The organism is Pseudomonas sp. GD03862 (assembly GCF_029840855.1).
Taxonomy (GTDB): domain Bacteria; phylum Pseudomonadota; class Gammaproteobacteria; order Pseudomonadales; family Pseudomonadaceae; genus Aquipseudomonas; species Aquipseudomonas alloputida.
The window spans coordinates 189,638-213,711 of sequence record NZ_JAOCDI010000004.1 but is presented as its reverse complement, the minus strand read 5'-3'; the positions used below and the strand labels follow the sequence as shown (position 1 = coordinate 213,711).

General features: G+C 58.3%; 20 protein-coding genes and 1 tRNA gene. 7 read left to right on the top strand and 14 right to left on the bottom strand.

All coding sequences use genetic code 11. The features are described from left to right. Window positions 1-162: 162 nt before the first annotated feature. Window positions 163-1,779 carry an inorganic phosphate transporter gene (locus N5D53_RS04755; RefSeq protein ID WP_104961152.1) on the bottom strand — a complete coding sequence of 539 codons (1,617 nt, stop codon included), beginning with the start codon at window positions 1,777-1,779 and terminating at the stop codon, window positions 163-165. Window positions 1,780-1,907: 128 nt separating this feature from the next. Here N5D53_RS04755 and N5D53_RS04750 point away from each other — a divergent pair, with 128 nt between their 5' ends. From N5D53_RS04750 to N5D53_RS04720, 7 genes are all read left to right on the top strand, one after another. Next, on the top strand, window positions 1,908-2,294 hold the full coding sequence (locus tag N5D53_RS04750) for a DUF488 family protein (RefSeq protein ID WP_020192470.1): 387 nt from the start codon (window positions 1,908-1,910) through the stop codon (window positions 2,292-2,294). A gap of 10 nt (window positions 2,295-2,304) precedes the next feature. Continuing rightward, window positions 2,305-2,748, top strand: a complete 444-nt coding sequence (locus tag N5D53_RS04745; RefSeq protein WP_104887834.1) for a GNAT family N-acetyltransferase — start codon at window positions 2,305-2,307, stop codon at window positions 2,746-2,748. 107 nt (window positions 2,749-2,855) lie between these two features. After that, window positions 2,856-3,245, top strand: a complete 390-nt coding sequence (locus tag N5D53_RS04740; RefSeq protein WP_190869569.1) for a helix-turn-helix domain-containing protein — start codon at window positions 2,856-2,858, stop codon at window positions 3,243-3,245. A gap of 63 nt (window positions 3,246-3,308) precedes the next feature. Continuing rightward, window positions 3,309-3,947, top strand: coding sequence for a UvrY/SirA/GacA family response regulator transcription factor (uvrY, locus tag N5D53_RS04735; RefSeq protein WP_003251380.1), 639 nt, complete (start codon window positions 3,309-3,311; stop codon window positions 3,945-3,947). 6 nt (window positions 3,948-3,953) lie between these two features. Continuing rightward, a complete protein-coding gene (uvrC, locus tag N5D53_RS04730; RefSeq protein ID WP_064493178.1) occupies window positions 3,954-5,777 on the top strand; it encodes an excinuclease ABC subunit UvrC in 1,824 nt (607 codons plus the stop codon). Between the two features lie 33 nt (window positions 5,778-5,810). Further along, window positions 5,811-6,371, top strand: coding sequence for a CDP-diacylglycerol--glycerol-3-phosphate 3-phosphatidyltransferase (pgsA, locus tag N5D53_RS04725; protein WP_010954882.1), 561 nt, complete (start codon window positions 5,811-5,813; stop codon window positions 6,369-6,371). Between the two features lie 63 nt (window positions 6,372-6,434). After that, window positions 6,435-6,510, top strand: a tRNA-Gly gene (locus N5D53_RS04720). A gap of 158 nt (window positions 6,511-6,668) precedes the next feature. Here N5D53_RS04720 and N5D53_RS04715 read toward each other — a convergent pair. The 13 genes from N5D53_RS04715 to tssF all read right to left on the bottom strand — a co-directional run bounded on the left by N5D53_RS04715 (window position 6,669) and on the right by tssF (window position 24,071). After that, on the bottom strand, window positions 6,669-7,346 hold the full coding sequence (locus N5D53_RS04715) for a DsbA family protein (RefSeq protein WP_121161284.1): 678 nt from the start codon (window positions 7,344-7,346) through the stop codon (window positions 6,669-6,671). Between the two features lie 359 nt (window positions 7,347-7,705). Further along, window positions 7,706-7,981, bottom strand: coding sequence for a hypothetical protein (locus N5D53_RS04710; RefSeq protein WP_183079087.1), 276 nt, complete (start codon window positions 7,979-7,981; stop codon window positions 7,706-7,708). An 857-nt stretch (window positions 7,982-8,838) separates the two neighbouring features. Then, window positions 8,839-9,324 carry an SMI1/KNR4 family protein gene (locus N5D53_RS04705; protein WP_121161286.1) on the bottom strand — a complete coding sequence of 162 codons (486 nt, stop codon included), beginning with the start codon at window positions 9,322-9,324 and terminating at the stop codon, window positions 8,839-8,841. Window positions 9,325-9,827: 503 nt separating this feature from the next. After that, window positions 9,828-10,394: a hypothetical protein gene (locus tag N5D53_RS04700; protein ID WP_049588243.1), complete on the bottom strand. Its 567-nt coding sequence runs from the start codon at window positions 10,392-10,394 to the stop codon at window positions 9,828-9,830. After that, window positions 10,385-15,025 (bottom strand): RHS repeat-associated core domain-containing protein, encoded by a 4,641-nt coding sequence (locus tag N5D53_RS04695; protein WP_223843550.1) that lies wholly within the window; start codon window positions 15,023-15,025, stop codon window positions 10,385-10,387. The genes N5D53_RS04700 and N5D53_RS04695 overlap by 10 nt, the downstream gene beginning before the upstream one ends. 53 nt (window positions 15,026-15,078) lie before the next feature. After that, window positions 15,079-15,510: a DcrB-related protein gene (locus N5D53_RS04690; RefSeq protein WP_129934019.1), complete on the bottom strand. Its 432-nt coding sequence runs from the start codon at window positions 15,508-15,510 to the stop codon at window positions 15,079-15,081. A gap of 47 nt (window positions 15,511-15,557) precedes the next feature. After that, window positions 15,558-17,543 (bottom strand): type VI secretion system tip protein TssI/VgrG, encoded by a 1,986-nt coding sequence (gene tssI / locus N5D53_RS04685; RefSeq protein WP_279840104.1) that lies wholly within the window; start codon window positions 17,541-17,543, stop codon window positions 15,558-15,560. 74 nt (window positions 17,544-17,617) lie between these two features. After that, a complete protein-coding gene (locus N5D53_RS04680; RefSeq protein ID WP_010954872.1) occupies window positions 17,618-18,133 on the bottom strand; it encodes an Hcp family type VI secretion system effector in 516 nt (171 codons plus the stop codon). Between the two features lie 133 nt (window positions 18,134-18,266). Next, window positions 18,267-19,142, bottom strand: coding sequence for a type IVB secretion system protein IcmH/DotU (gene icmH / locus N5D53_RS04675; RefSeq protein ID WP_104886379.1), 876 nt, complete (start codon window positions 19,140-19,142; stop codon window positions 18,267-18,269). A gap of 1 nt (window position 19,143) precedes the next feature. After that, complete coding sequence (gene tssK, locus N5D53_RS04670) at window positions 19,144-20,481, bottom strand: type VI secretion system baseplate subunit TssK (protein ID WP_190869567.1); 1,338 nt, start codon at window positions 20,479-20,481, stop codon at window positions 19,144-19,146. Between the two features lie 49 nt (window positions 20,482-20,530). Beyond that, a complete protein-coding gene (gene tssJ, locus N5D53_RS04665) occupies window positions 20,531-21,328 on the bottom strand; it encodes a type VI secretion system lipoprotein TssJ (protein ID WP_190869566.1) in 798 nt (265 codons plus the stop codon). Beyond that, on the bottom strand, window positions 21,325-22,341 hold the full coding sequence (gene tssG / locus N5D53_RS04660) for a type VI secretion system baseplate subunit TssG (RefSeq protein ID WP_190869565.1): 1,017 nt from the start codon (window positions 22,339-22,341) through the stop codon (window positions 21,325-21,327). Before tssG ends, tssJ begins: the two co-directional genes overlap by 4 nt. Then, window positions 22,305-24,071, bottom strand: coding sequence for a type VI secretion system baseplate subunit TssF (tssF, locus tag N5D53_RS04655; protein ID WP_190869564.1), 1,767 nt, complete (start codon window positions 24,069-24,071; stop codon window positions 22,305-22,307). The genes tssG and tssF overlap by 37 nt, the downstream gene beginning before the upstream one ends. Window positions 24,072-24,074: the final 3 nt, after the last annotated feature.

Below are 24,074 nucleotides of genomic sequence, written 5' to 3'. Positions count from 1 at the left end.
GCGGGTTTACCCGCGAAAGGGCCGGGCCTGCTGGCCAATCTCCACCCGCCGTTCACGGTTGCCGCGGCTACCGTATTCGCGGGTAAACCCGCTCCTACCAAGGTGGTGGACACATGCCGGAGATTGGGCGAGTCCATCGATTACACCCGACGGCGTACGGGTTCAGAAGATGTGGTTCAGCAGCCAGTACAGGCCGCCAGCCAATAGCATTGCCGCTGGCAGGGTCAGCACCCAGGCCATCAGCAGATTGAACAAAGTGCGTTTCTGAATCCCCGACCCATTGGCCACCATGGCGCCGGCCACCCCCGAACTCAGCACATGCGTGGTCGACACCGGCAGCCCGAACATATCCGCCGCGCCAATGGTGCACATCGCCACCACTTCGGCCGATGCGCCTTGGGCATAGCTGAGGTGGGTCTTGCCGATCTTCTCGCCAACGGTGACTACAATACGTCGCCAGCCAACCATGGTCCCCAGCCCCAGCGCGATGGCTACAGCCACCTTCACCCACAACGGAATATAGCGGGTGGCGTCGTCCAGCTGGGCCTTGAACAACTGCACTTGGCTGCGTGTGTCGGCATCGAATGTCACCAGGTGGTTTTTCTCCATGAGGCGGATGGCTTCACTGGTCAGGTACATGTCATTGCGCACGTTGGCCATGGCTTCAGCCGGTATGCGCTTGAGCGAGCCATAGCCTTTGACCTCTTCGCCGATCATCCCGGTCAGCGCCGCCAATGCCGGTACCAGGTGCGGGCTGGCCTTGGGCTCGGCAATGAACAGGGTCAGTACCTGGCGCGGGTCAGCCGGGGCCGCTTGCGGGTCGCTGCGTACCAGTGCCTGGCGGGTCACCTCGGCGACAGCGGAAAACTGCAGGGCCTGCCCGTTGGGCATGGTCTTGTTCAGCGCATAAGCCATCGGCAGGGTGCCGACCAGAATCAGCATGATCAGGCCCATGCCTTTCTGGCCATCGTTGGAGCCGTGGGCAAAAGAGACCCCGGTGCAGGTCAGAATCAGTAGGCTGCGGATCCACCACGGTGGAGGTGTCTGGCCTTCCGGTGCCTGGTACAGCGCCTTGCGTTTGACCAGCGCGCGCAGGGCCAGCAGCAATAGGGCTGCGCAAGCAAAACCAATCAGCGGTGAGAACAGCAGGGCATAACCCACCTTGCTGGCCTGGGCCCAGTCCACGCCGCTGGTGCCGTCACGCCCATGCATCAGCGCATTGGCCACGCCCACGCCTATGATCGAGCCGATCAGGGTGTGCGAGGACGATGCCGGCAGGCCCAGCCACCAAGTGCCAAGGTTCCAGATGATCGCCGCCAGCAGCAGGGCGAAGACCATGGCGAAGCCGGCCGAAGAACCCACCTGTAGAATCAGTTCTACCGGTAGTAATGCGATGATGCCGAAGGCCACCGCGCCACTGGAAAAAAGCACGCCCAGGAAGTTGCACAGCCCAGACCACACCACTGCGACCGGCGCCGGCAACGAATGGGTGTATATCACGGTGGCTACCGCGTTGGCGGTGTCGTGGAAGCCGTTGACGAACTCGAAGCCCAGGGCAATCAGCAGCGCCAGGCCCAGCAGAAGGAACGGTGTGGCCGTGGTGATGACCGTACCGCTTGCGGTCACATCCTGCTTGAGGCTCCAGGCGGTGTAGGCGATACCAGCCAGCAGCAGGCTGAAGAACAACGTTAAGGTGGCACGCCCAGGCTTGTGGGAGAGCTGCGGGCGGGCGTCGTGTTGGGCCAGTAGTGGGCTGCTGGCCACTGACGGGGTTGCCATGGGGGCTCCGGTTGGCGTTGGGCGATGATGCCGAAGGCCTTGAGCATAGAAACAATTCGTAACCCGGCCGTGACCTCGGTCAATGAATTATCTAGGCTCAAGACAGACGGTAATGGCAGGAGACGCCCATGATTCGCTGCAAGCGTGTCTATGATGCGGTTGGAGATGAAGATGGCCAGCGTGTACTGGTCGACCGCCTGTGGCCGCGCAACAAACGCAAGGAAGACCTCCATGGTCAGTGGTTGCGCGAAGTGGCACCTTCGAATGAATTGCGTAAGGCGTTCCACCAGGGGGACGTGGATTTCGCCGGTTTTACCCAGCGTTACCAGCAAGCGCTGGCGGCCCACCCCGAACACTGGTATCCGCTGCTGGACATGGCCAGGAAGGGGACGCTGACATTGCTGTATGCCGGCAAGGACAGCGAGCACAACAATGCCCGGGTGCTGGCCGACTGGTTGGAAAACGAACTGGACCGGTGTGGCCCTGGCAGTTCGCCAGTTTGTTATGCCCAATGAGCGCGATGCGATGCCCTTACAGTTGATTCCCGCCCAAGACATCCACTGCACCTTCGCCCGCGACCTTACGCGCCGCGCCATGTTGCCCTACTACCGTGAATTCGACCTGCTGTGGATCGAGGACGCCTTCGACGCGGCCTGGGGCTGGCGCGAGCAGTGGCTGGTGATAGAAGGCGACACGCTGTTGGGTTTTTGCAGCCTCAGCCAGGACCGCCAGGCGCTGTTCATCCGCGAGTTGCACCTGTTGCCTGAGCACCGTGGGCGAGGGGTCGGTAGCTGGGTGCTGGAAGAACTGGCGCTGTGGGCCAGGCAGCGGCGCCTTCCCCTGTTGCGGCTGATGGTGTTTCGCAGCAACCCGGCCCGCCTGCTGTACCAGCGTCATGGCTTCGTCGAAATGGGTGAAGACGAATGCTTTGTACGGATGCAGCGAGATATCAACATAGTAGCTAAATGATGGCTTGTCGCGACCGCAGAGCATGGGCATAGTGGATTCACACCTTTACGGCTGTCTGCAGGCGGGCAGGCCGTACTTGAGGAGATAAGGGAAAAGGAGAAGCCCCTATGAACGGAATCGGTATGCGGCTGCGGGAAGAGCGTGAGCGGCTGGGTATGACCCAGCGTGTATTTGGCGATATCGGTGGGGTCGAGCCCAACGCTCAGGGCAAGTACGAAAGCGGTGAACGCACGCCGCGGCTAGATTACCTGGCGGCATTGGCGACCCGGGGCGTGGATGCGCTGTATGTCCTCAGCGGCCTGCGTACCCCGGCAGCGCTCGAAGGTTTGAACACGGATGAGTCCGGTTTGCTGGGGGCTTTTCGGAAATTGCGGTCGGATGATCAGGCGGCGCTCTTGCACCTTTTGGGGCGGTTGGCCAACGACGCCAAGCCCCGGCAAATAGTGCGGCCGCTTACTGTCGAACGTCAGTCGTTTCTGACGGAAGCAATGCGTTAGGCCCACCGTGAAAAATTTTGTTAAGGTGGCGGGATCCAATCGCCCTGCTGACGAGGTGTGTGCTTGATTAGGGTCTTAGTGGTCGATGATCACGATCTGGTACGAACCGGTATTACACGGATGTTGGCCGACATCGACGGCCTGCAGGTGGTGGGTGAGGGAGACTCGGGCGAGTCGGCACTGAAGCTGGCCCGGGAGCTGAAACCGGACGTTGTGCTGATGGATGTGAAAATGCCCGGCATCGGCGGCCTGGAGGCCACCCGCAAACTGCTGCGCAGCCACCCTGACATCAAGGTAGTGGCGGTGACGGTGTGCGAGGAAGACCCGTTCCCCACACGCTTGTTGCAGGCCGGCGCTGCCGGCTACCTGACCAAGGGTGCAGGCCTTGACGAAATGGTCCAGGCCATTCGTCTGGCCTTTGCCGGCCAGCGCTATATCAGCCCGCAGATCGCCCAGCAGTTGGCGCTGAAACCGTTCCAGCCGCAGGGGTCTCCGTTCGACGCGTTGTCCGAACGGGAAATCCAGATTGCCCTGATGATCGTCGGCTGCCAGAAAGTGCAGATCATCTCCGACAAGTTGTGCCTCTCGCCCAAGACCGTCAATACTTACCGTTATCGGATCTTTGAAAAACTCTCGGTCACCAGCGACGTCGAATTGACCTTGCTGGCCGTTCGCCACGGTATGGTTGACGCAAGCCTGTAAAACCTCATGTCCCAAGTCTTTGATGCCAGCGCATTCCTGGCGACCTGCAGCGGTCGCCCGGGCGTTTACCGGATGTTCGACGGCGAAGCCCGGCTGCTTTACGTGGGCAAGGCCAAGAACCTGAAGAAGCGCTTGGCCAGCTATTTCCGCAAGACTGGCCTTGCGCCCAAGACCGCCGCACTGGTTGCGCGCATCGCCCAGGTTGAAACCACCATCACCGCCAACGAAACCGAGGCGTTGCTGCTGGAGCAGAACCTGATCAAGGAGTGGCGGCCGCCTTACAACATCCTGCTGCGCGACGATAAGTCCTACCCCTACGTGTTTCTGTCCGATGGCGAGTTCCCGCGCCTGGGCATTCACCGTGGGGCGAAAAAGGCCAAGGGCCGTTACTTTGGCCCGTACCCCAGCGCCGGGGCCATTCGCGAAAGCCTCAGCCTGCTGCAAAAGGCTTTTTCTGTGCGTCAGTGCGAAGACAGCTACTACGCCAACCGCACCCGGCCATGCCTGCAGTACCAGATAAAACGCTGCAAAGGGCCCTGCACCGACCTGGTGACTGCCGAGGAATACGCAGAAGACGTGCGCCATTCGGTGATGTTTCTGGAAGGGCGTAGCCAGCAACTGGGCAATGAGTTGAACGCCGAGATGGAAAAGGCCGCCATGGCGCTTGATTTCGAAAAAGCCGCCGAGCTGCGTGACCAGATCGCCTTGTTGCGCCGCGTGCAGGACCAACAGTACATCGAGGGCGGCAGCGGCGATGTCGACGTCATCGCCGCCTTCGTCAACCCGGGTGGTGCCTGTGTGCACCTGATCAGCGTGCGCGGCGGGCGGGTACTGGGCAGCAAGAACTTCTTCCCGCAGGTGGGCATCGAGGAGGAGGTGGCCGAGGTCATGGCCGCATTCCTGTCCCAGTACTATCTGGGCAACGCAGAGCGCGAACTGCCCGGCGAGTTGATCGTCAATGTTGTTCACGAAGATTTCAACGCCATCACCGAAGCGCTGCACACGCTGCGTGGCCGCGAACTGACCATCAGCCACCGGGTGCGTGGCACCCGCGCCCGCTGGCAGCAACTGGCCGTGACCAATGCCGAGCAGGCGCTGAATGCCCGCCTGGCCAACCGCCAGCACATGGCTGCGCGCTTCGAAGCCCTGGCCGAAGTGCTGGGCCTGGATGAAGTGCCGCAACGCCTGGAATGCTACGACATCAGCCACTCCAGTGGTGAAGCTACCGTGGCCAGTTGCGTGGTGTTCGGCCCCGAAGGGCCGATCAAGTCCGACTACCGCCGCTTCAACATCGAAGGCGTCACCGCAGGTGACGATTACGCGGCCATGCATCAGGCCCTGACCCGCCGCTATGGGCGCATCAAGGACGGCGAGGGCAAGCTGCCCGATGTGCTGCTGGTGGACGGCGGCAAGGGCCAGCTGAACATGGCCCGCGATGTGATGCAGGAGCTGGGCTTCACCGACCTCACCCTGTTGGGTGTGGCCAAGGGCGTCACACGCAAGGCGGGTTTCGAAACCCTGTACCTGAACGATGTGCATCACGAATTCACCCTCAAGGGCGATTCATCGGCGTTGCACCTGATCCAACAGATCCGCGACGAAGCCCACCGCTTCGCTATCACCGGCCACCGCGCCCGCCGTGGCAAGGCCCGTCGAGTCTCCAGCCTTGAAGATGTGGCCGGGGTAGGGCCCAAGCGCCGCCGCGACCTGCTGAAACATTTCGGCGGCCTGCAGGAGCTCAACCGCGCCAGTATCGATGAAATCGCCAAAGCCCCCGGCATCAGTAAAAAGCTTGCCGAGTCGATTTATGCCAGCCTGCATAGCGAGTAGAATGCCGGGCTCAACTTGCAGCCAGTCGTACCGATGAATATTCCAAACCTGCTCACCGTTCTACGCGTCCTGCTCATTCCGTGCTTCATTCTGCTGTTCTACATGCCCTATCAGTGGAGTTACATGGCCGCCAGCAGCGTATTCGCCGTTGCCGCCGCCACCGATTGGCTGGACGGCTACCTGGCGCGTCGACTGCAGCAGAGCACGCCGTTCGGCGCCTTCCTCGACCCGGTGGCCGACAAGCTGATGGTGGCAGTGGCCCTGGTGCTGCTGGTGCAGACCCACGCCAACTTCTGGCTGACCCTGCCCGCCGCGGTGATCATCGGCCGCGAGATCGTGGTGTCTGCGCTGCGCGAGTGGATGGCTGAGCTAGGGGCGCGGGCGCATGTGGCGGTGTCCAACCTCGGTAAGTGGAAGACTGCGGCGCAGATGCTGGCGCTGGTGATCCTGCTGGGCAACCCGCCGGTGGTGACCTTCTGGGTGATTCTGGGCTACGGGCTGCTCCTGGTGGCAGCGGGGCTGACGCTGTGGTCGATGGTGCACTACCTGCTGGCCGCCTGGCCGCACCTGCGCGAAGGCTCGGAAAAAAAATAAAAGTTTTTTGAATCAAGGGGTTGACGCTGTTTTAGAAATCGCTAGAATGGCACCCATCACGACGCGGGAATAGCTCAGTTGGTAGAGCACGACCTTGCCAAGGTCGGGGTCGCGAGTTCGAGTCTCGTTTCCCGCTCCAAATAAAGATCTACAGGTTTCAGTCGAAGTCTGTAAGTCGTTGAAAAAAGGCCCTTCGGGGCCTTTTTTCGTTCGAATGCATTCTGCCTCAATACCCCGCCCTCCACGAAATTCAAGTACAAACACCACAACGCGGCGCCCTGGCCGTGACGTCGTGTGCTACCTGGACATATCGCTGATCACGTCAGCGGGCATTTCAAAAATCTCGGGTGCGCTCAACAGGTCCACTGCGGACAGCAAGGCATCGGGATCGATTGGGTCTTCAAGGATCAGCGTGTGCTGGGTGTGGTTGTCGGTCAGGCGCAGCGTGGGGGTAGCGTTAAATCCAATCTCCAAGGTTTCCGCTTTTTGCGTGTCCACGACTTGGGCAGCCCGTTCGCCGGCCAGGCAGCGTTGCAGGGACGGGCCGATGTCCGGATAGTCGTGTCCAGCAGCCAACTCACGGCCGTTGCCTTGGCTATGCAAGTAGACCCGGAGCACGGCCCCCCAAACGCCTTCGCGACCCTCACCCTGGCCCAGGCATTCGACCCGCCGCGCTTCCCGACTTGCGGCCGGTTCATGCTGGGGGAGGGGCAGGTGACGCCAGACCAGGTTGACGTGATCGTTGGTGACGATCCAGCGTTGCAGTTGCGGTAGGTAGGCCTGGCAGCGCGGGCATTCGAGGTCGGCGTAGAGGGTGATGGTGAAGCGCGCTTCGGGGTTGCCGTAGATCCGCTGCGGGCCATCATCGGCGGTAGAACGAAAAGGTAGCGGCAGCCACCAGCACAGTGCCAAAACCGCGGCTGCGAGCCAGCCGCAGGCCCACTTTAGGTTGGTTGCACTCATCCGTTTGCGCATGTTGTTGCTCCTGGCAATTCCAGATCGAACGGCTCGAAACCGGTGCGCCGTCTCCATCCTGAGTCATGCGGATGGCGGCATCGAGTCCACTGATGCCGAGTTGCTGCATGAGGCTATGACGCAGGCTTGCTCTTCAGGTTCCGTCATCGCCAGTGCCAGATACGAACGGGTGGCACGGTGCGGAACAACGGCTCCTTCTTTGTTTCAACGATGGACGCTGCGGGGTTAAACGCTTTCGATAGAAGTGGCGCCGCGGCGGTTTGGAAGTAAATTCACACGATGCCCCGCTGCCCCTTAAACGCATGGCCTGCAGGCAGCATGCGTCAGCGCAGGTGCATGCCTGAACCTGGAAGCCCTGCTCAATCAGCCAGCTTTTCTGAGCTTCGGTTTTGCTCGCGAGGGGATTCGCGGTTTGATTCCTCAGGTAGGCCAAGGCGAATCGGGCAAGCGGCTGAAGCGTTACTCTCTGGTCCTGTTGCCTTGTCTTGCGTATCTGGATTGACGCATGAATCAACGGATTTTCCAGGCGATGACGGGGCGAACTGGCGCAGGATGGTGGGCTCGTACAGCGCTTCCTCCATCGCCGAATGACCATTTTGCTCACGAGGGCTTGGTTTCAGAGAATATTTTTTCAATCTCTCTCGTGTATTGTCGGGGGGCTGGTATTCGAATTTTTGTTATGTACTCTGATAATTTACTTTTTTTCCTTGATAATATGCAGTACTCAATAATATGGCTGATTGGAAAATTTGCCTTTGGGGCTAGGTTTATTATGTTGTCCCTGCCGCCATTGGGTTCTGTGTAGGCTGCTTGTTTTTTTATGATATAAGAAATTAAATGCTGTTGGTTATTTAATATGGTGTGATGTAAGTCGTCGCAAGAAAACGAGGAATGTTGAATCCATTTCTCCATAAGAGTGGTGACGGTTTCGTGAATTTTTGATTGTCTATCTACTTTCTCGGGAATGTATTTGTCTAAGTTGTCAAGGAGGTTTATGTAGGTATTTGATTGTATGAGTTCGGAAAGTGTCATTTAAAATCCTTGGCTATTCCTGTAGCCCGGCCAGATTGCTATATTGGGTTACCCATCCGGGCGGCGTGAACGGTCTGTGCCATTGGCTATAAGCTCCTAGCAATCCGAAAATCCTTGTCCTAGGCAGTAGAGAATCTCAGGCAAATCGGAGCTGGCTTTTGATAGCGCGTCAGTGGCTGATATCGTCTTCACGCTCGAAGTATGTAAAATTTGACAAGCACTAATAATATTGTGGGTGGAAAATGGTAGGGTGTTTTAAATGCCCTCAAAGCTTTGATTGCTGTTTCGTTAAAAAGGCTTGTTCGCAAGTTTTTCTGGTTGTGGTAAACCCGCGAAAAGTTACAGGTGATATATATGTCTGACCATTTTTTTGATCTGTCGTCGAGGCTTAAATGTTTATTTTGCTCATGATGTAGTGGTGGTTGGTTTGGTTGATTGATATTTTTAGTAATGTTTGCTCTTAGTCGTAAGCATCTCCATAATTTCTATTTCTCCAAAAAATATCATTGCCATCAGATGTGTAGATGCTCATTAATAGCTCTTTGAAGCTCAATGCGATAATGGGGCAACTTCCAGCGACGCCATGAATTTCAAAATTGCTGTCATAGCAGCGGCCAGAACGCTCTATTGATAGGTCGATGGAGATGTAGTCGTTGTTGTACGTTTTGCAAATTAGGTACCATGATGAGGAGATATCATCATCGCATGGAGTGCCAACTATCTCTGTATTGGATTGCTTGATCTGTTGCGGCGGTAGTATGGTAAAAGAGATGCTTTCGTTTTTTGGGGAAAACAACTGGGCGCCGCCGCAAAGTTTGTAGAATTCAGCGAGGTCTGGAGGATAGCTAAGGCAGTTGGGTAGTATGGGTAGTGGTGAGTCTGAAGGGAAAACGTCAATTCTCGGGTCATTGCTGAATTTCTCAAGTATGTGTTTTATGGTGTGCATGTTTAGCTTGCCTCAGATGCTTCTGCTGGTGGCTGGGACTCCTGCGGCGTCAAACATTCGCTCCGAAAGTTGCATGACCTCTCGATTGCTGATTTGCGACCAATCTACTTTGCCTTCCATAGGTTTTCCATTTTTTTCTCTTAGCCACTCGCGATACATCGCCTTGATGGCTGCGTGATTTTTTAGTTGGACAGCAGATTGTCGGCAGCGTCGTAGCAGTAGGCGGTAGTGCCATCTTCAGTGCACTTGCTGACAAGCCGGCCGATTGCGTCCCGCTCGAAGTCATGGCGGATGGCGGTCGTTCGTTTGGGGCATTTTATACATGCCCCGAGATGGGCTGGCGAGTCGTGGTGCCTTACGATTTTTTACGCGGGGTAGCGACGAAATAGGTTCGGAAGTTGTAACCTGGTACTGCTCCATTTTGTAGTAGGTGGGGTTCATGAGTCGCATACGTTTCTTTGGGAATATTTCTAGCGACTCGCGAACTTACGTAGTTCATGTGGCTATGAGAACTGCCAAAACCCTGCGATTATGATTCCGGTATCGTTATTTCTATACAAGTAAAGTGAGCCATATCCGAATATGTAGTTTCCGCTAATTAAGTTGTCTGGATAATAGTCTTCATCAATTTGTATGAAAAAGCTGTAATTATCTCTTCTCAGGTCGTTATAGTAGAATGGTTCGTCTTGTATTAGCAAGGGGGTCTCCGCTCGAGTTATAAAGTTAAACTCATCCGAGGCTACTTCGCAATAGTCTGTAATGTATGATTTGTTAAGGTGCTTTATCGTATGGTTTTCGTTTTCGCTTTCTTCTGAAAAGTCGTGGGAGAATACTTTTATTGAGCAGTCGGGATATATATTTTTGTCAATCATGTTTGAGTAATCTTTCGGGATTAAAACTGATATATAATTATTTTTGTTGTCAGGATTTTGGAATGATGCGTAGAAATTATAGTTTTCGAAACTTTGCTCCATGCCTGTGAGGATGGTCGGAATGTTTCCTCCGATCCTGCCAGTTTTTTTGTTGAGTGAATTTTTATTAATTTTGGCGATTAGGTTGTTTATGGGCATTTTGTTAATCCATGTTTGCTGGTGAATTTTATTGATTTTTGTCTGAGTTCCATTGCTTTTTCGGTGGCAAATATTTTAGCGTTTTGAGGGTCCCAGCCTCTGTTTTTTACTAGATCCTCGTATATGCCTCTGCGTGTTATTGCAGTGTTTCTATTTATGTTTTGTATTGCGCTCTGTTTTTTCAAGGTCTCCGGGTTGTGTAGGCTGTACTTTGCTTGTAGCTTAGATATGTTTTTGTGCATTGCGTTTTCTTGTAATGCTATTGCTGGATTTGTATTTGCAATACCTGACTTTCTGTTTGTTATGAATTGGTGATTTTTTAACCAGGCATTTTGTAGTAGCTCATGAGCGGTCAATCCATCCCTTGCGTGTAAAGGGTTTCCGTATCCTGCAATTCCAAATTCGTGTATTAAACCTAATGGATCTATCCAGCCAATTGTATTAGGCCCGTATTGATATAGATTGATTCCGCCGTTTAAGCTTATTGGATCTGGTTGCGTAAACCTTCCTACATGTGAATCATAGAATCTGAACAAGTTGTAATGCAGCCCCGTTTCCCGGTCAAGGTACTGACCCTGAAACCGCAAATTCTGCTCTCGCGCCTGCTTCGGGCTGAGCCACTCTGCAGGTGCTTTTCCCCAACCTTTATAATTGCTCTGCCAGATAGTCAGGCCACTAGAGTCAGTTAGCTGCTCTGGTAGACCGGCCAGGTTGGTGTGAAAGTAATGTGTCGTTTCACTACCCAATTTTCCGTCAATGCGTGCTAGCGGCTCATAGCTGTCCGGAGTGGCATACACATACAAGCTAGCCAACCCACTCTGCACTTCTTGAAGCAAGCGCAACCCTTGCCAGTGAAACAACACCCGCCGACGCGGCTCTGGATACTCCCTCTGATAAACCTCCTTGCTGATCCGCCTCCCCAGCGGGTCATAGGCAAACACCACCCGCTCACGCTCGCCACTGCGGTACTGCTCCACGCAAACCAGCCGCTGCTCGGCGTCATACTCGAAATACTGCACCCAATTGCTACCGATCCGCTTCTCGCACAGCCGCCCAAAGCGGTCGTAGCGATAGCGCTTGTCCTGATACACCAACACCCGGTTGTGCTTGATCAGGCCATTGAGCTTGGGGCCGTCGAACAGGTTACCGGCCTTGTCGTACTTGAAATCCTCGACCTGCGTGGCCTGCCAGTTGGGGCGTGACTGGTGAACGGTCTGCAGTTGCTCGTTGAGGTCGTAGCCGTAGCGGTTGTGTCCCGAATAGGTCTTGCCCGTGTGGGGTCGGTCAAGGAAGCGACCGATGATCTGTTCGAGATGCGCGTTTTCGTCATTGGCCGCGTTGGTCATCCCTCGGCGCTGGGTTTGGGTCAGTACCTCGGCAACCAGGTTGTCGCTGGCATCGTAGCGATAGGCCTTGTCCAGCAGTGGCAGCACTTCAGCAGGGGCATCGCGGTAGTGAATAGCCTTGCCGGCCAGGCGACCGCTGGTGTCGTAGCGCGTGCAGGTGACCAGTTTGCCTTGGGTGCGCAGGACCTCGTCGTGCACCGCATCACGCTCGAAATCGCTGATCACCCGGCCGTTCAGGTTGATCTGGTGCAGGTGCCCGCTGCCGTAGTACAGGTGGTTGAGTTCGCGCTGGTCGGGCAGGACTAGCGTCTGCAGGTTGCCCAGTTCGTCGTAGCGGTACTGCAGCAAGCCAGCGCTGTTGGTTTCGCTTAGCAGTTGCCCGTTGGCGTCGTAGGTGTAGTCGAGTTGCTGCTTCTTGCCTTGGTTGTCTGTGAAGGTGATGGACAGCAGATTGTCGGCCGCGTCGTAGCAGTAGTCGGTAGTGCCATCTTCAGTGCGCTTGCTGAGAAGCCGGCCGATGGCGTCCCGCTCGAAGTCATGGCGGATGGCAGTCGTCCGTGTCGGTGGGGCGTTGTCGGACAGGGGCGGCTGCTCGTCAGGCGAGGGCACATGGGTAAGACGAATGACCTCATCCAGCACGTTGTAGGCATAGAGGCGGCCACTGCCATCCAGGTCTTTTTGTGCCACCAGCCGGTCCAGTTCGTCCCAGCCGAAGCGGTATGACTCGTCATTCTCGTTGGTAAGTTGCAGTAGCCGACCATAGGCGTCGTAGCGGAATTTCACGCTGTAGCCCATGGCGTCCGTGCGTTCGACCAGCCGGCCGCTGGGGTCGTAGCGAAATTGCAGGGTTTTCTGGGCAGGGTCGACGTAGCGCGTCAGCTGACCGGCAACATCGACCTCATAGCGGTCAATGCGACCGTCCGGGCGTTCGCTTTCGACCAGATAACCACGTGCGTCGTAGCGGAAGTGGGTGTGTTCACCCCGGGCATTGATGCTTTCGCGCAAGCGGCCATGGGCGTCGTAGTGATACAGCGTCTGGGCATTGCTGCAGTCGCGGTAGCTGAGCAACTGACCGCACGTGTTCCAGCTCAGGTATTTGCTCTTTTCGAGGGCATCGGTGACCTGGATAACACGGCCTTCCGGGTCGTATTGGTACTGTGTCTCGCGCCCCAGCGGGTCCTGCTGCCAGAGCAGATTGCCGTGGCTGTCGTAGCCGTATTGCCGAGTCCGTCCGGCTGTATCGGTGACCTGGACGGGCAGTGCCCAATGTCGCAAATATTTGATGTGTTCGCGGCGGCCGAGGGGATCGCGGGTTTCGATCAGGCGGCCGATGTCGTCGTAGCTGTAGCGCCATTCACCCCCTTGCGGGTCGATGCGCTTGATCAGCTGTCCGGCGATAACTTCCGCCAGCCAGCAGTTGCCCTGAGGGTCGATGTGCTTATAGACCTCGTACAGTGGCCCCCAGTAGTAGTGATCACGGCGGCCGAGGTTGTCCGTGACGAGGGTTTCACCGACTTCCAGGTTGTACTCGAACCGGTACTCTTCACCATCGCTGCCCCAGTGGCGAATCACCCGCCACTCGTGATCGGGTTGGGGCTCCAGCAGTGGAGGCAAGCGGTAGGGCGTACCGTCTAGGCGCTTGGGGGCAGGGCGCTTTTCAGGAATGGCGAAGCGCGCCCATTCGTATTCGCGGACAGCACCGCTAGCCAGTTGATGGCTATTGAGATAGCCCTCGGGGGTGTAAGTGAAGCGGCGGACTCGTTGACCCGTCGCATCCAATACCTCATGCAGTTGCCCGTTGTCGGTGTAGCGATAGCTGACCAGCAGTTCGCTGCGTTCTACCGTCGGTGTTCCACCATTTTTCAGGAACACCCGTGATACCTCACTGACACGCTGGGGATGCCTGGCGGCATAGTGAAGCTGCACGACCGTTTGGCCGTACTTGTCATAGAGGGCTTTCAGGCGCCCTTGTTCGTCGTACAGCAGGTCGAGGCAATTGAGATTGCGGTCGCCGAGCCTGATCAGCCGTGAGCGTTTCGGATTCAACGGGTCGGTATTGAAGACCCGATAAAGCCCTTCATTGATATCTTCGACAACGGTCTGGCCGTCCTCCAGCTGGAAGAAGGCCAAGCCGTCCACGGCACTGACGAAGGCATCACCGGCACTGAGCCGGCCCAGTTCCAGTCGGTTACCGTCGTTGTCGATGTAGATCCACAGCGTACCGCCTTGAGGATGTGGGACGCGGGCCAGCTCCACTTCATAGGGGACGCTCCAACCCATCCCCAGTAGACCGTCGCTGCGCATGTCCCTGCTGTCGTAGCGCCGTGCCCATTGGATGCCCAGCAAGCCTGGGAGATTGAAATCGATGTCCTCCGGACCCTCCTGCAGCTTGCTCCCGGTGGCAACGGCAACCGGGTTGCCTAATGTGCACCCTTTGATGCGGCCAAACCTTCGGGAGATAAGCATCCCCGCAATAATCCCGGTAAACATCGCAATCTTGCTCTTGCCGTTGCGAATGTCCCGGACCGTCGCCGTACCGCCACCAATGCGCACATTGGGCGATACGTTTTCATTCACATCAATCGTGGCATCGCAGGTGGTCTTGTCACCTGAACGCGCTGCGGGTTGGCCATTGATGAATACCTTGTCCGAGCCTTGCGCAATGAAGGTGTCGGGCAGGGGCGGGTGGCGCGAACAGCTGATCTTGTCTCCTTCAGCGGGCTCCGAGCCTGGGTCGGCCGGTGTGGTCACGGGCGGGTTGAAGATGTCACGTATGGCCATCCCCAGCCCCACGAACGGGACGAGATAAGGCACCGCAGCCATGGCCATGGAGCCGACGTTCTCCAGGATGGACGGTTCCTCTTGTTCAGTATCGGCTGCGCCGCCTCCAGGTGGGCCACTGATGCCGGCCGCGCGCGCAGCGGGCTCACTGTTAATGAGCACATTGGTTGACCCGCTCTCGATTTTTCCGTAGGGATCGGGCGAGACCACGCTGTTGCCAAGGCTGTCGCAAAAGCTGGAGATGGCATCGCCGACAGTCTGGTCTTCGCCGACGGAAAGGGTGCTCATTGCGCCGACTGCCACACCCGCGACTGCGGCGATGGCGACTCCAGCCGCACCGCCAGTGGCTACGGTGCCAACCACGGCCAAGCTGATGGCTGCGGCGACGGCCGCGGTGGCCGCTGCATAGATAACGGCTTCGGCAACTGCGCTGATCATTTCAGCGGCAAGCGATGGATGAAGAATTGCGTCGCCCATTCGGGCGGCGTGAACGGTCTGCGCCATTGGCGGTAAGCTCCTAGCAATCCGAAAGTCCTTGTCCTGGTGCGTGGAGAGGCTCAGGCAAATCGGAGCTCGTCTTTGAGGGCGCGCCAGTGGCTGATATCGTCGTCACTCAAAGGCCCTGGCTTGCTGTAGTTGAGCACCAGCATCCGTTGCTGCCCCGGTATCAGGCAGGCCGCCTGAAGCTGGTAGTGGGGCTTGTCGCCGACCATGAACTGGATTGCCATTTCCCGACTGTCGACCGGATGCTCATTGCTTCCAAGGCGGGTCACTTTCGCGGGCGTAATGGTCAGCGCCTTTGACTTCTTCCGTAATAGGTTCAGTTGGTCGTCCAAGGCCTCATCCAGGGTCTTGGTGTTTGCAACAGGGCTGCGAGCGATCACCAACGTGGTTTGCCTGTCGGGAAAGCGCAGCATGTTCAGCGTCGAGTCCTCGTGGGCTTCATCACCCAGATTGAGGATTACATCGTGCGTCAGGTATCGGGTCATCTTGGGTAAGTCCTTTTTGAGTTCAGTGCAGGGTGGCTGGGCGAGCGCTAGTCGAAATGCCCATCCACGTCAGCCTTGAGTGAGTCACTGTCGCGCCCGTTCGCGCCCGCGCCCGCCGAACTACCCGTTGGGTTGAGGTCGAGCTTTGCCGCCAGGGTGTTGATCTGCCCGGTCTGCTGTGCGGTGAAGTTGAAGGTCTCGCAGGTGATGTTCAGCGTGCCATTGGCATGCATTTCGATAAGGGTCTTGCCGCACTTGAGGCGTAGCGTGTTGCCCGCTTCGACCTCGTAGTCGCCTGCGATGAGGTCGTTTTTGCCACCCCCCACTTTCAAGGTGTCGTTGGCCTTGACGACGCGCAGACGATTGCGGCCAATGGCGATCGATTCGTCCTGGCCAATCTGTTGGGTGCGATCGACGCCCACAGAGAGGGACTGGTTGTGATTGACCAAAGTGTTCTGATCTCTCTGGGCATGGATGAACACTTCCTCCTTGCCCAGCTCATCCTCGAAACGCAGCTCGTTGAAACCTTCCCCCTTGTGGGTCTGGCTCTTGATGGTCATGCGTGTTTTGTGGTCGGGCAGGTCGTAAGGCGGCAGTTGGTCACCGCAGTAAGTGCGCCCGGTGATCATCGGCTGGTCGGGGTCGCCGTTGACGTAATGGATGATCACGTCCTGGCCGATCCGGGGAATAGCCATCGAGCCCCAGCTGCCCCCCGCCCAGCCTTGAGACACCCGCAGCCAGCACGAACTGAACTCGTTGTTCTGGCTTTCGCGGTCCCAGGGGAAACTGACTTTTACCCGGCCCCATTCATCGCAGTAGATTTCCTCGCCAGGCGGGCCGACGACGGTGGCCATGTGCGGCCCGTCGATTCGCGGTTTTTTCAATGGCGCAGGGCGCCATTCGGTCCGACCGGGGACCAGCACTGCGGTCTGCTCGTAGCGCGTGCTTACATCGACGTCGGCGGCTTCTTCCTGCAGGCTGGTGAACTGGTGGCCTTTATGGGTAACCGTGTTCACCCGCCAATGCACATTGAGGTCGTCACGTGGGTGACCGGTCAGGGTGAAACTGAGCCCCGGTTGCAGGCGCACGTCATCGCCCTGGACCTCGGCAATACGCACATCATGGCGCAGCGCTGTGATACGGTTTTCAGTGAAGGGCTTGCCCACGGCATCGCGTTTATAGCGGCCGGGGTAATCGAAGTATTCGTACTCTTTGCTCTGGTGCTCCAGGAAGGGCCCGGCGGCTCTGTGCTCCTGGCGGTAGGCCGGGTTGGTGAAGGTGTGGTCGCGCTGAACCTGTCGAGCGGTGCGCACCTGCTCGCTGTAGCGCAAGCGGCGAAGGCAGGGCATGGCTTGATCGCCACCGCTGTTGGCTTGGTACAGCACGCTGTCAGGGTCTATAGGCTCATCGTCATCGAATAAGCCCTCGTCTTCATCGTCGGCCTTGACGGCGCCATGGCTGATCAGGCCGAGGGACTGCAGCCGATCGGTGATGATCAGCTTGTGCAGCTTTTCACTGTGCGCGAAGCGGTAGACGAAGCCTTCTTCGGCCGCCAGGCGGGCGATGAACGCCAAGTCCGTCTCACCGGCCTGAACGCAGAATTCGCGCACCTGATGGTCCATGCTGGCGCGTAGTTCGTACTGGTCGATGCCCTGGCGCTTGAGCATCAGCTCGAGAATTTGCGGAACGGTCTTGTGCTGGAAGATGCGCCAGTTCGAACGCAGCCTTGCGCGGGCCAGTTGCGGTTCGACCAAGGCGTGATAGTAAGTGCGGTAGAAGCCGCTCTCGCCCTGGCTGAAGCTACTGACAAGGCCGTGCACGTACCGTACCGGGCGTTCTCCCTCCAGGATGGTGAAGAGCACGGGTTTGTCGAGCAAATGGCCGAAGTCGATGTCGTTTTCGAAGCTGATCAGTTTCAGCTCCAGTTCAAAGGGTGCGCTGATGCCCTCGCGGAGTTCGAACGACACCACCTCGAATTCAGCTTTGCCAACGAGTGCCTCAAAGCTGTAGCGCAAATCAGATTGGCTAGGCATAAAAGATCCTTGTCCGCCGTCTGAATCAACACAAAGCCCGGGCGGGCATGGCCTGCCCGGGGCATTTGCACAGGTCAGGCGGCAGGTGCGCGCCAGTCGTCAGAGCCTTCGGTATTGGCTACATCGTGAGCCCACGTGATCTTTCGATACGCCAGCGATACTTCAACCAGTTGGGTGTAGTTCTCATTGTCTTTGTCGAGTGCGTGGGGAAGCACGGTATTGATGCTGACGATGGTGGCGTCTTCGAGCGTGGTGGTGAAAAAGTGCTCTTGTTTACCTTCCGACGAGGTGCGATACCAGCTGACCTCGACCGTTGGCAGCATTTCGCCGGTGGCAAGTGCCTGATACATCAGGGGGGTAGCTTTGTTCAGTGAACTGGTGAATATGAAAGGCTTATGCACGCGCTGGCCACTCGGTTGACCGCTCTGGGGGTCAGTGGGCGTAGTCACCTCATGCTTGATTTCCTGAACCAGAATCTGATCTTCATGGCCTTGTTGGAACACGTTGCCGACGGAGTCAGCGGTGAAGGCGCCAGCGGTGATGTTGCCTTGGGTCTGGCCTACGATCTTGATGTAAGCGGGTGTTGGCATGGCAGTTACTCCTGCGTCCATGTGGGTAAAGCACGCGCACCACAGGTGGCGTGGCCATCGGAAACGATGGGCTTGTCAGCGAGGCAAAAACCTCGCGAATTCGTTGAACTCAGTGGTGCTGTGTCACGGTTGGCTATTGCTGCAAAATGCCGTTCAGCGACTCCAGCACCTCGGTTGTGATCAGGTGCAGGCGGTAGCTGTAGATCCCGTAGGCCACCGCCATGGCGATGGCGGAGATGACCAACGGGCTCCACCACGGCCATATCCGGCTCATGCGGAAGTTCTTTGGGGCGACGTTGGTGTAGGGGTCGCAGACCTCTTCTGGCGTAGGGCCGCGCAGCTCACGGATGATCCCGTGGAGCTGGTGGATCAGGGCGTTAAGTGACTCTTCGCCCTTGGGGGCGATGGCGTACTTGCCCTTCAAGCCCAGGCACAGGGCGAAGTACATGAACTCCAGCACGTCCTGATAGCGCTTGGGCTCCTGCATCAGGCGGGAAAGCACGGTGAAGAATTTTTCCCCGCCCCAGGTCTCGTCGTGGAAGATGCTGAGCAGCGGCTCGTGGCTCCAGCAACTGCTTTTGCCCCAGGGCCGATCCATCACCGCTTCATCGATGTACAGGCACAGGCCGTAGGAGTACGCCAGCAACTGAGCGGGCTCATAGCCGTGCTGGCGTATTTCTTCCCGGATGCTGTCGATCTGAATACGTACTTGCTGATGCACATCTTTGATGTTGGGCAGTTCATCAAGCGTGCGCAGGCGCATGACCAGCCCGAACAAGGGCGCTGCGGCATCCAGCATGAGATTGGCGCAGCCACCCCTGAGCTGAAACTCCGGATCCGCGGGGTAGCCCTGATATGCAGGTTCCGGCTTCTGCTCCTGTGCAGATGCAGTGGAAGCTGCAGGTGCGGGTGCGGGTGCGTCGTTGGGCAGCGACTTCTCAAGCATCGAGTGCAAATCCGTATCCGCAACGTGCTTCGCGTCGTTGAGGGTAGGGTTACTGTTTTCCATATCATTCACCCCTGATCGCCCAGAACTGCAGTTCAAGCCCTGGGAACTCACCTGCAACGTGGAAGCCGAAGCCGTTGGCCGTCTTCATGCAGGCCCAGGCGGGGTCACGGCGGTCCAGTTCGAAGTAGCTGAAGCCCGCATGGAAGGGCAGGTCGCGTGGTGCAACCGGCAGGGGCAGCAGCGGGATGCCCGGCAGTTGCAACGGCACCAGGTCATTCAAGGATTCGAGTGAGGTGACCTTGGCTTTCTGTATGAACATCTGGCGCAACGTCTGCGGCGGCAGGTCGGCGCGCACGGCGACGATGAAATCGGCTTCGTCGATCAGGCGCCGGTCTTCCAGCGTGGTTGTCATCACGCCAAAGTCCAGGGTTTCCAGCGGCAGTGACACGGCGCGGGGTTGCAGGACCGTGCTCAGGGCTCGACGGAGCGTGTCCTCCAGGGGCTTGAACGAGGTACGCAGTGCGGTGTGGTGGTAGGCCGGGTATTCCTGCGGCAGCCGGTTCTCGTCGGTGAAGGTGACGAATTCACCACACGCCTGGCTCATGGACAGGTACAACTGCTCGGGGTGTGTTTGTCCTTGCCTGGCCAGGTGGTTGAAGCACGGCCACCAGCGGTTCATGGCCTGCAGCAGGTTGAAGTCACGGATGTCGGCGATACCCGACTGGCCCGAAGCGCCAATGCGGGCGGCAAGATTGCGCGCACGCTCGCGCAGGGTGTTGGTGATTTCTTCAAGGAAACGCTGAAGGGCCGGCACTGCCCGCACCGAAACGCTGGTGGGGTAGAACGTTTCATCCAACTGCAGGCTACCGTCGGGGCGCCGTTCCAGGATACGAGCCACGGCCAGGCGGGTGTAGGCACTGCTGTCATCGGCTTTACGTTTGAGCTGCAGGTTGGGCACGGCCAGGTCGACCTGCACCAGGTCACCGTCGGCGCTGTGGGTATCCTTGATCTCCTCTGCCTGAGCGTTGTAGCGGAAGTTGGCGGCATTGTCGGGCCAGCTCACTTCACGGCCGCCCTCGGTCCGCAGCGGCAAGCACAGGAAAATCTCGCTGTCTTTCGAACCGTCGTCCTCGATTTCCAGGGGTGGCGGCGGAGGCAGATCGGCGGGAATATCGAACACCGTGCCATCGGGCATGATGCCGCGCGCCTTGGTGATGGCGACCTTGCCCAGGCTCAGGTATTCGGTGCTCAGCTGCAGTTCGCTGAAGCCGTAGAAGGCCGCGTTGAGGCTGCCAAGGCGTTGATGCAAGGCCGCTTCACTGGCCCGCGCAGCTTGTTGGAAATGTTGCGGTTTGACGAACAGGCCTTCGGGCCACAGAACGGGGTTACGTGAACTCATGAGCGCTCCGTGTCAGCGTGAGTAAGGGGGATAGGGTGCAGAGGCGCTGTCATTCCTCCTCCTTGAGCAGGATCTGCGCGTCATTGACCAGCACTGAGAGAATGATCTGGTGGCCGCGTGGCGGAATCCGCAACACGTGCTGCCAGGTCGCGTTCTCCTGGTTTCTGTAGTCGCCGATCACCGCGACGAAGCGGGTCTCGGGCTCGATGGGCTGAAACGGTATGAACTTGAACTGGCCTGGGTTCAGTAGGTAATCGTCATCGCGGATGTAGGTACTGCGCAGTGCCTTGGCGGGGTCATCGTCCAGCAGTTGGTACACGCTGTTGCGCAGCAGCGAGTCATCGCGCAGTTGCAGGATCTTGATGGCAATCGGTGTGGCGACAGGCCCGCTGGCTTCGGCCTTGCTGCCCGGCAGTGTGAGCACCACCGTGGGGTCGTCATAGCTGCCGGGCGAGCTTTCTTCCATCGGGGAGCGAGCCCATTCGCTTTGGTCCTCTTCGCCTGTTTCCATGCGGGACATCGCGGGGAATTGCGCTTGCAGGTATGCGAGCAAGGTCCCGACTTTGTCGGTCAGTGCGTGCGGATCGCCGGCGCTCAAGGTGACTGCGTAGGGGCTGGGTTCCAGGATGCTCTCAGGGATGGTCGCCACGTCGACACTGTTCGGGTTGCTGTTGAGCGTTGGGCTGACGTTGATGCTGAACGCGACTTGGGTGGGGTCGTCCTTGGGCGGCCCGATCGGTAACGAGTGATCCAGCACCACCTTGGTGGCTCTGCTCAAGGACGTGCAACCTGGCAGCCCGACCAGCACGACCAGCAGAGGCGCAATCAAGACGGCCAGGCGGCTCATGACCGCCCCCGGAAGCGGACAACGGGACTGATCTGGCCATCGTGGTCATCGACGAAGCTGGTCCAGCCCAGGTAGGCGCCTTTGCTGCGGTGCAGGCAGAACGGTGACAGTGCGTTTTGTTTCAGGCGCAGCTCCAGGTCATACGCCAGGCCATCGCGCAGCAGAAAATCAATCAAGGCGCGCAAGCGACCGAAGTTGATGCCGCTGGGCAGCAAGTCATGCAGCTGCGCCTGGTCGAGTTCGCTGATGAGGATGGTGAATTTGCTGCTGCGGGTGCGGGTGCGGCTGCCGACCATGAACGTGCTGCCAAGCTCGCCGTTGCTGCGCCCGAGGCTTACAAGCTGTTTGCTGTTGGTGGTGACCGTGCGCGTCTCGAATTCGCGGATCTGCACGTGCGTCAGATCGAAGCAGTGGGCGATGATGCCGGCGACGGTCCCCGGTGCGCGGCTGCGGCTGGCGATAACACCGGCAAAGCTGAGCAGGCGGCTCCAGGGCAGTGTCGTGTCGCCGCGCAGCTGTTTGTCGTTCAGCCCGAGCAGGGCGAACATGTACTGGGAGAACCCGTCCTGCGCACCGGGTTGAAAACGGATGTAATAGCGGTACTTGCGCCAGATCCGGTGCAGCAGGCTAAGCAGGTAATGGTTGAAGAAGTCGAAGAAGGCAGGCCGCACGCCTACACCCTGGGCATGTTCATAAGCCACTTGCTCCAGGTAATAGGTGGGCAAGGGCGAGTCGGTACCGTGCAGCCCCATGAACGTGGTGCACACGCGATAGCGCTCATCCTCCCCGGGCATCCGCTCGGCCTTGTACACATCAGAGACGGGAAAGGTCAGGCGCGGGTCGCTGGCCAGCCGCACGCGCAGCCGGGTGGCCTCATCCGCCCAACGCGGTTCCAGGTCGTCCCCGTGCAGGCCATGCAACCGCTCCAGCAACTGGAAGAAGTTGTACTGGTGCGCGTTGGCGAGCAGCTTGTCGGCTAGATCAGCGGTTGCTTGCCGGTCTGGATGGGCCATGTGTAGTGCTCGTTGTTGGTGGTGTTGATCACTTCCAGTTGATGGAAGGAATTGATGCTGGCGTACAGGGCGAAGAAGTGCGCGAGCACGCAGCCGAACAGGTAGAGGTCGCCTTCGCAGAGGAAGGCCGCCTGGTCCAGCTTCAGTTGGGTGTGCAGGCCTCGTATGGGTTGCCCCTTGATCAGCCAGTCCATGGGCTGCGTGTGGAGTTCGCGGATACCGTCGAGGCGTTTGCCGGTGGTGCGCGCTTGCTGGATGTCGTGCAACGCCGCGAAGTCGTAGGTGCGAATCACCGCCTTGAGCGGCTCGACCGACAGCAGCGACAGGTAGTTGAGCGACATGTTGGAGATCAACGCCCACTGCAACTGGCCATCCAGCACGGGCCGGTAGGGGCGGGTGGGGGCGCAGATGTTGGTATAGGTCGCCAGGGGCGGCGTGACTTCGGTGAGGACGTTGATGTCATCCACGCCCAGCGCCAGCGGCAAGTCCCTGTTGGTGCAGGTCAGGTCGATGGATGCAGTTTCAAGCTCGCCTATATAGCTGTTGGCATCGGCGCGCACGAAGGCGATGCGGTGGGTCACGCCATCGCCGCGCAGGGACTCTTCGAGTTGGTAGCGGTAGTACAGCGCCGTGCGGCCTTGGACATGCTCGATTTCGTGGGCGAACGACTCGAAAGGGCGAAAAGTCCGCAGGTGCTCGCCGGTGCTTCCGTCAGTGGTCGTTCGGGTGCTGATGACTTCATCGACACTGAAGATTTCGTAAGCGGACTGCTCCTCGCTTCTGGGCTTGAGCTCGACCTGGGCAGCCTCGCTGGCCAGGTCGATGGGCTCGGCACTGTGCTTGAACAGGTTGACAGCCGGGGTGCAGAACAGGCTGAAATCTTCTGTGCCAACGCGAAGGGGTTCTGGCAGTTGACGCGTGAAGTGGAACTCGATGCCCACCTGCTGGCAGGCTTGCGCCGGCCACAGCTTTTCCAGGCCGGTAATGCTGAAGAAGTGGAAGCGCTTCGGGAACACGAAGTATTCCTGCAGGATCCGGTAGCCATCGAACACGTTTTGCGGGTAGGGCAGCAAGGCCTCCTCAGGGCTGAAACCCGGGAACGCGATGCTGTTGGCCGGTAGCCGGCGCACCTCGCCGTCCATGATCACGCTGACGTGTTTGAGGTATTGAGAAATCCATAGATAAAGCGTCAGAGCGGTGCGGTTGTCACCGCTCAGGTGGAAATCCAGACGGGCGCAGCCCAACGTATTCAGGGGCCGTTCGACCAAGGTTTGCAGGCCGATGCGAACCACAGAACTGTCGAGTGTCTGGGTTGCGCTGACGGCGCTGATTTCAAACGGATGAAGGCTCACTCCCGTGCAGGTACGAAACTCGCAGGGCACGGCGTCCACGGGTTTCGAGAACAACCTTGCACCTTTGGGAATGTGCTGTGACTGGCTGAGCGATTGTTTGCGTGGCGAGAACTGGATGATCGTGGCGCTGGGCAACGGGCGCAGGTAGTTGGGCCACAGTATCTGCAGCATGGGGTGGGTGAGTTCTGGCAGGTCATCTTCCAGCTTCAGCCGAAGCTTGGCCGTTAGGAATGCAAAGGCTTCCATCAACCGCTCGACATCAGGGTCGCTGCCCGCCTTGCCTAGCAGCCGGGCAAGCTGAGGGTTGTCCTTGGCGAAGTCGTTTCCCAACTCGTGCAGGTAACGCAGTTCTTCGCTGAATCTGTCCTTCAGTGACATGGG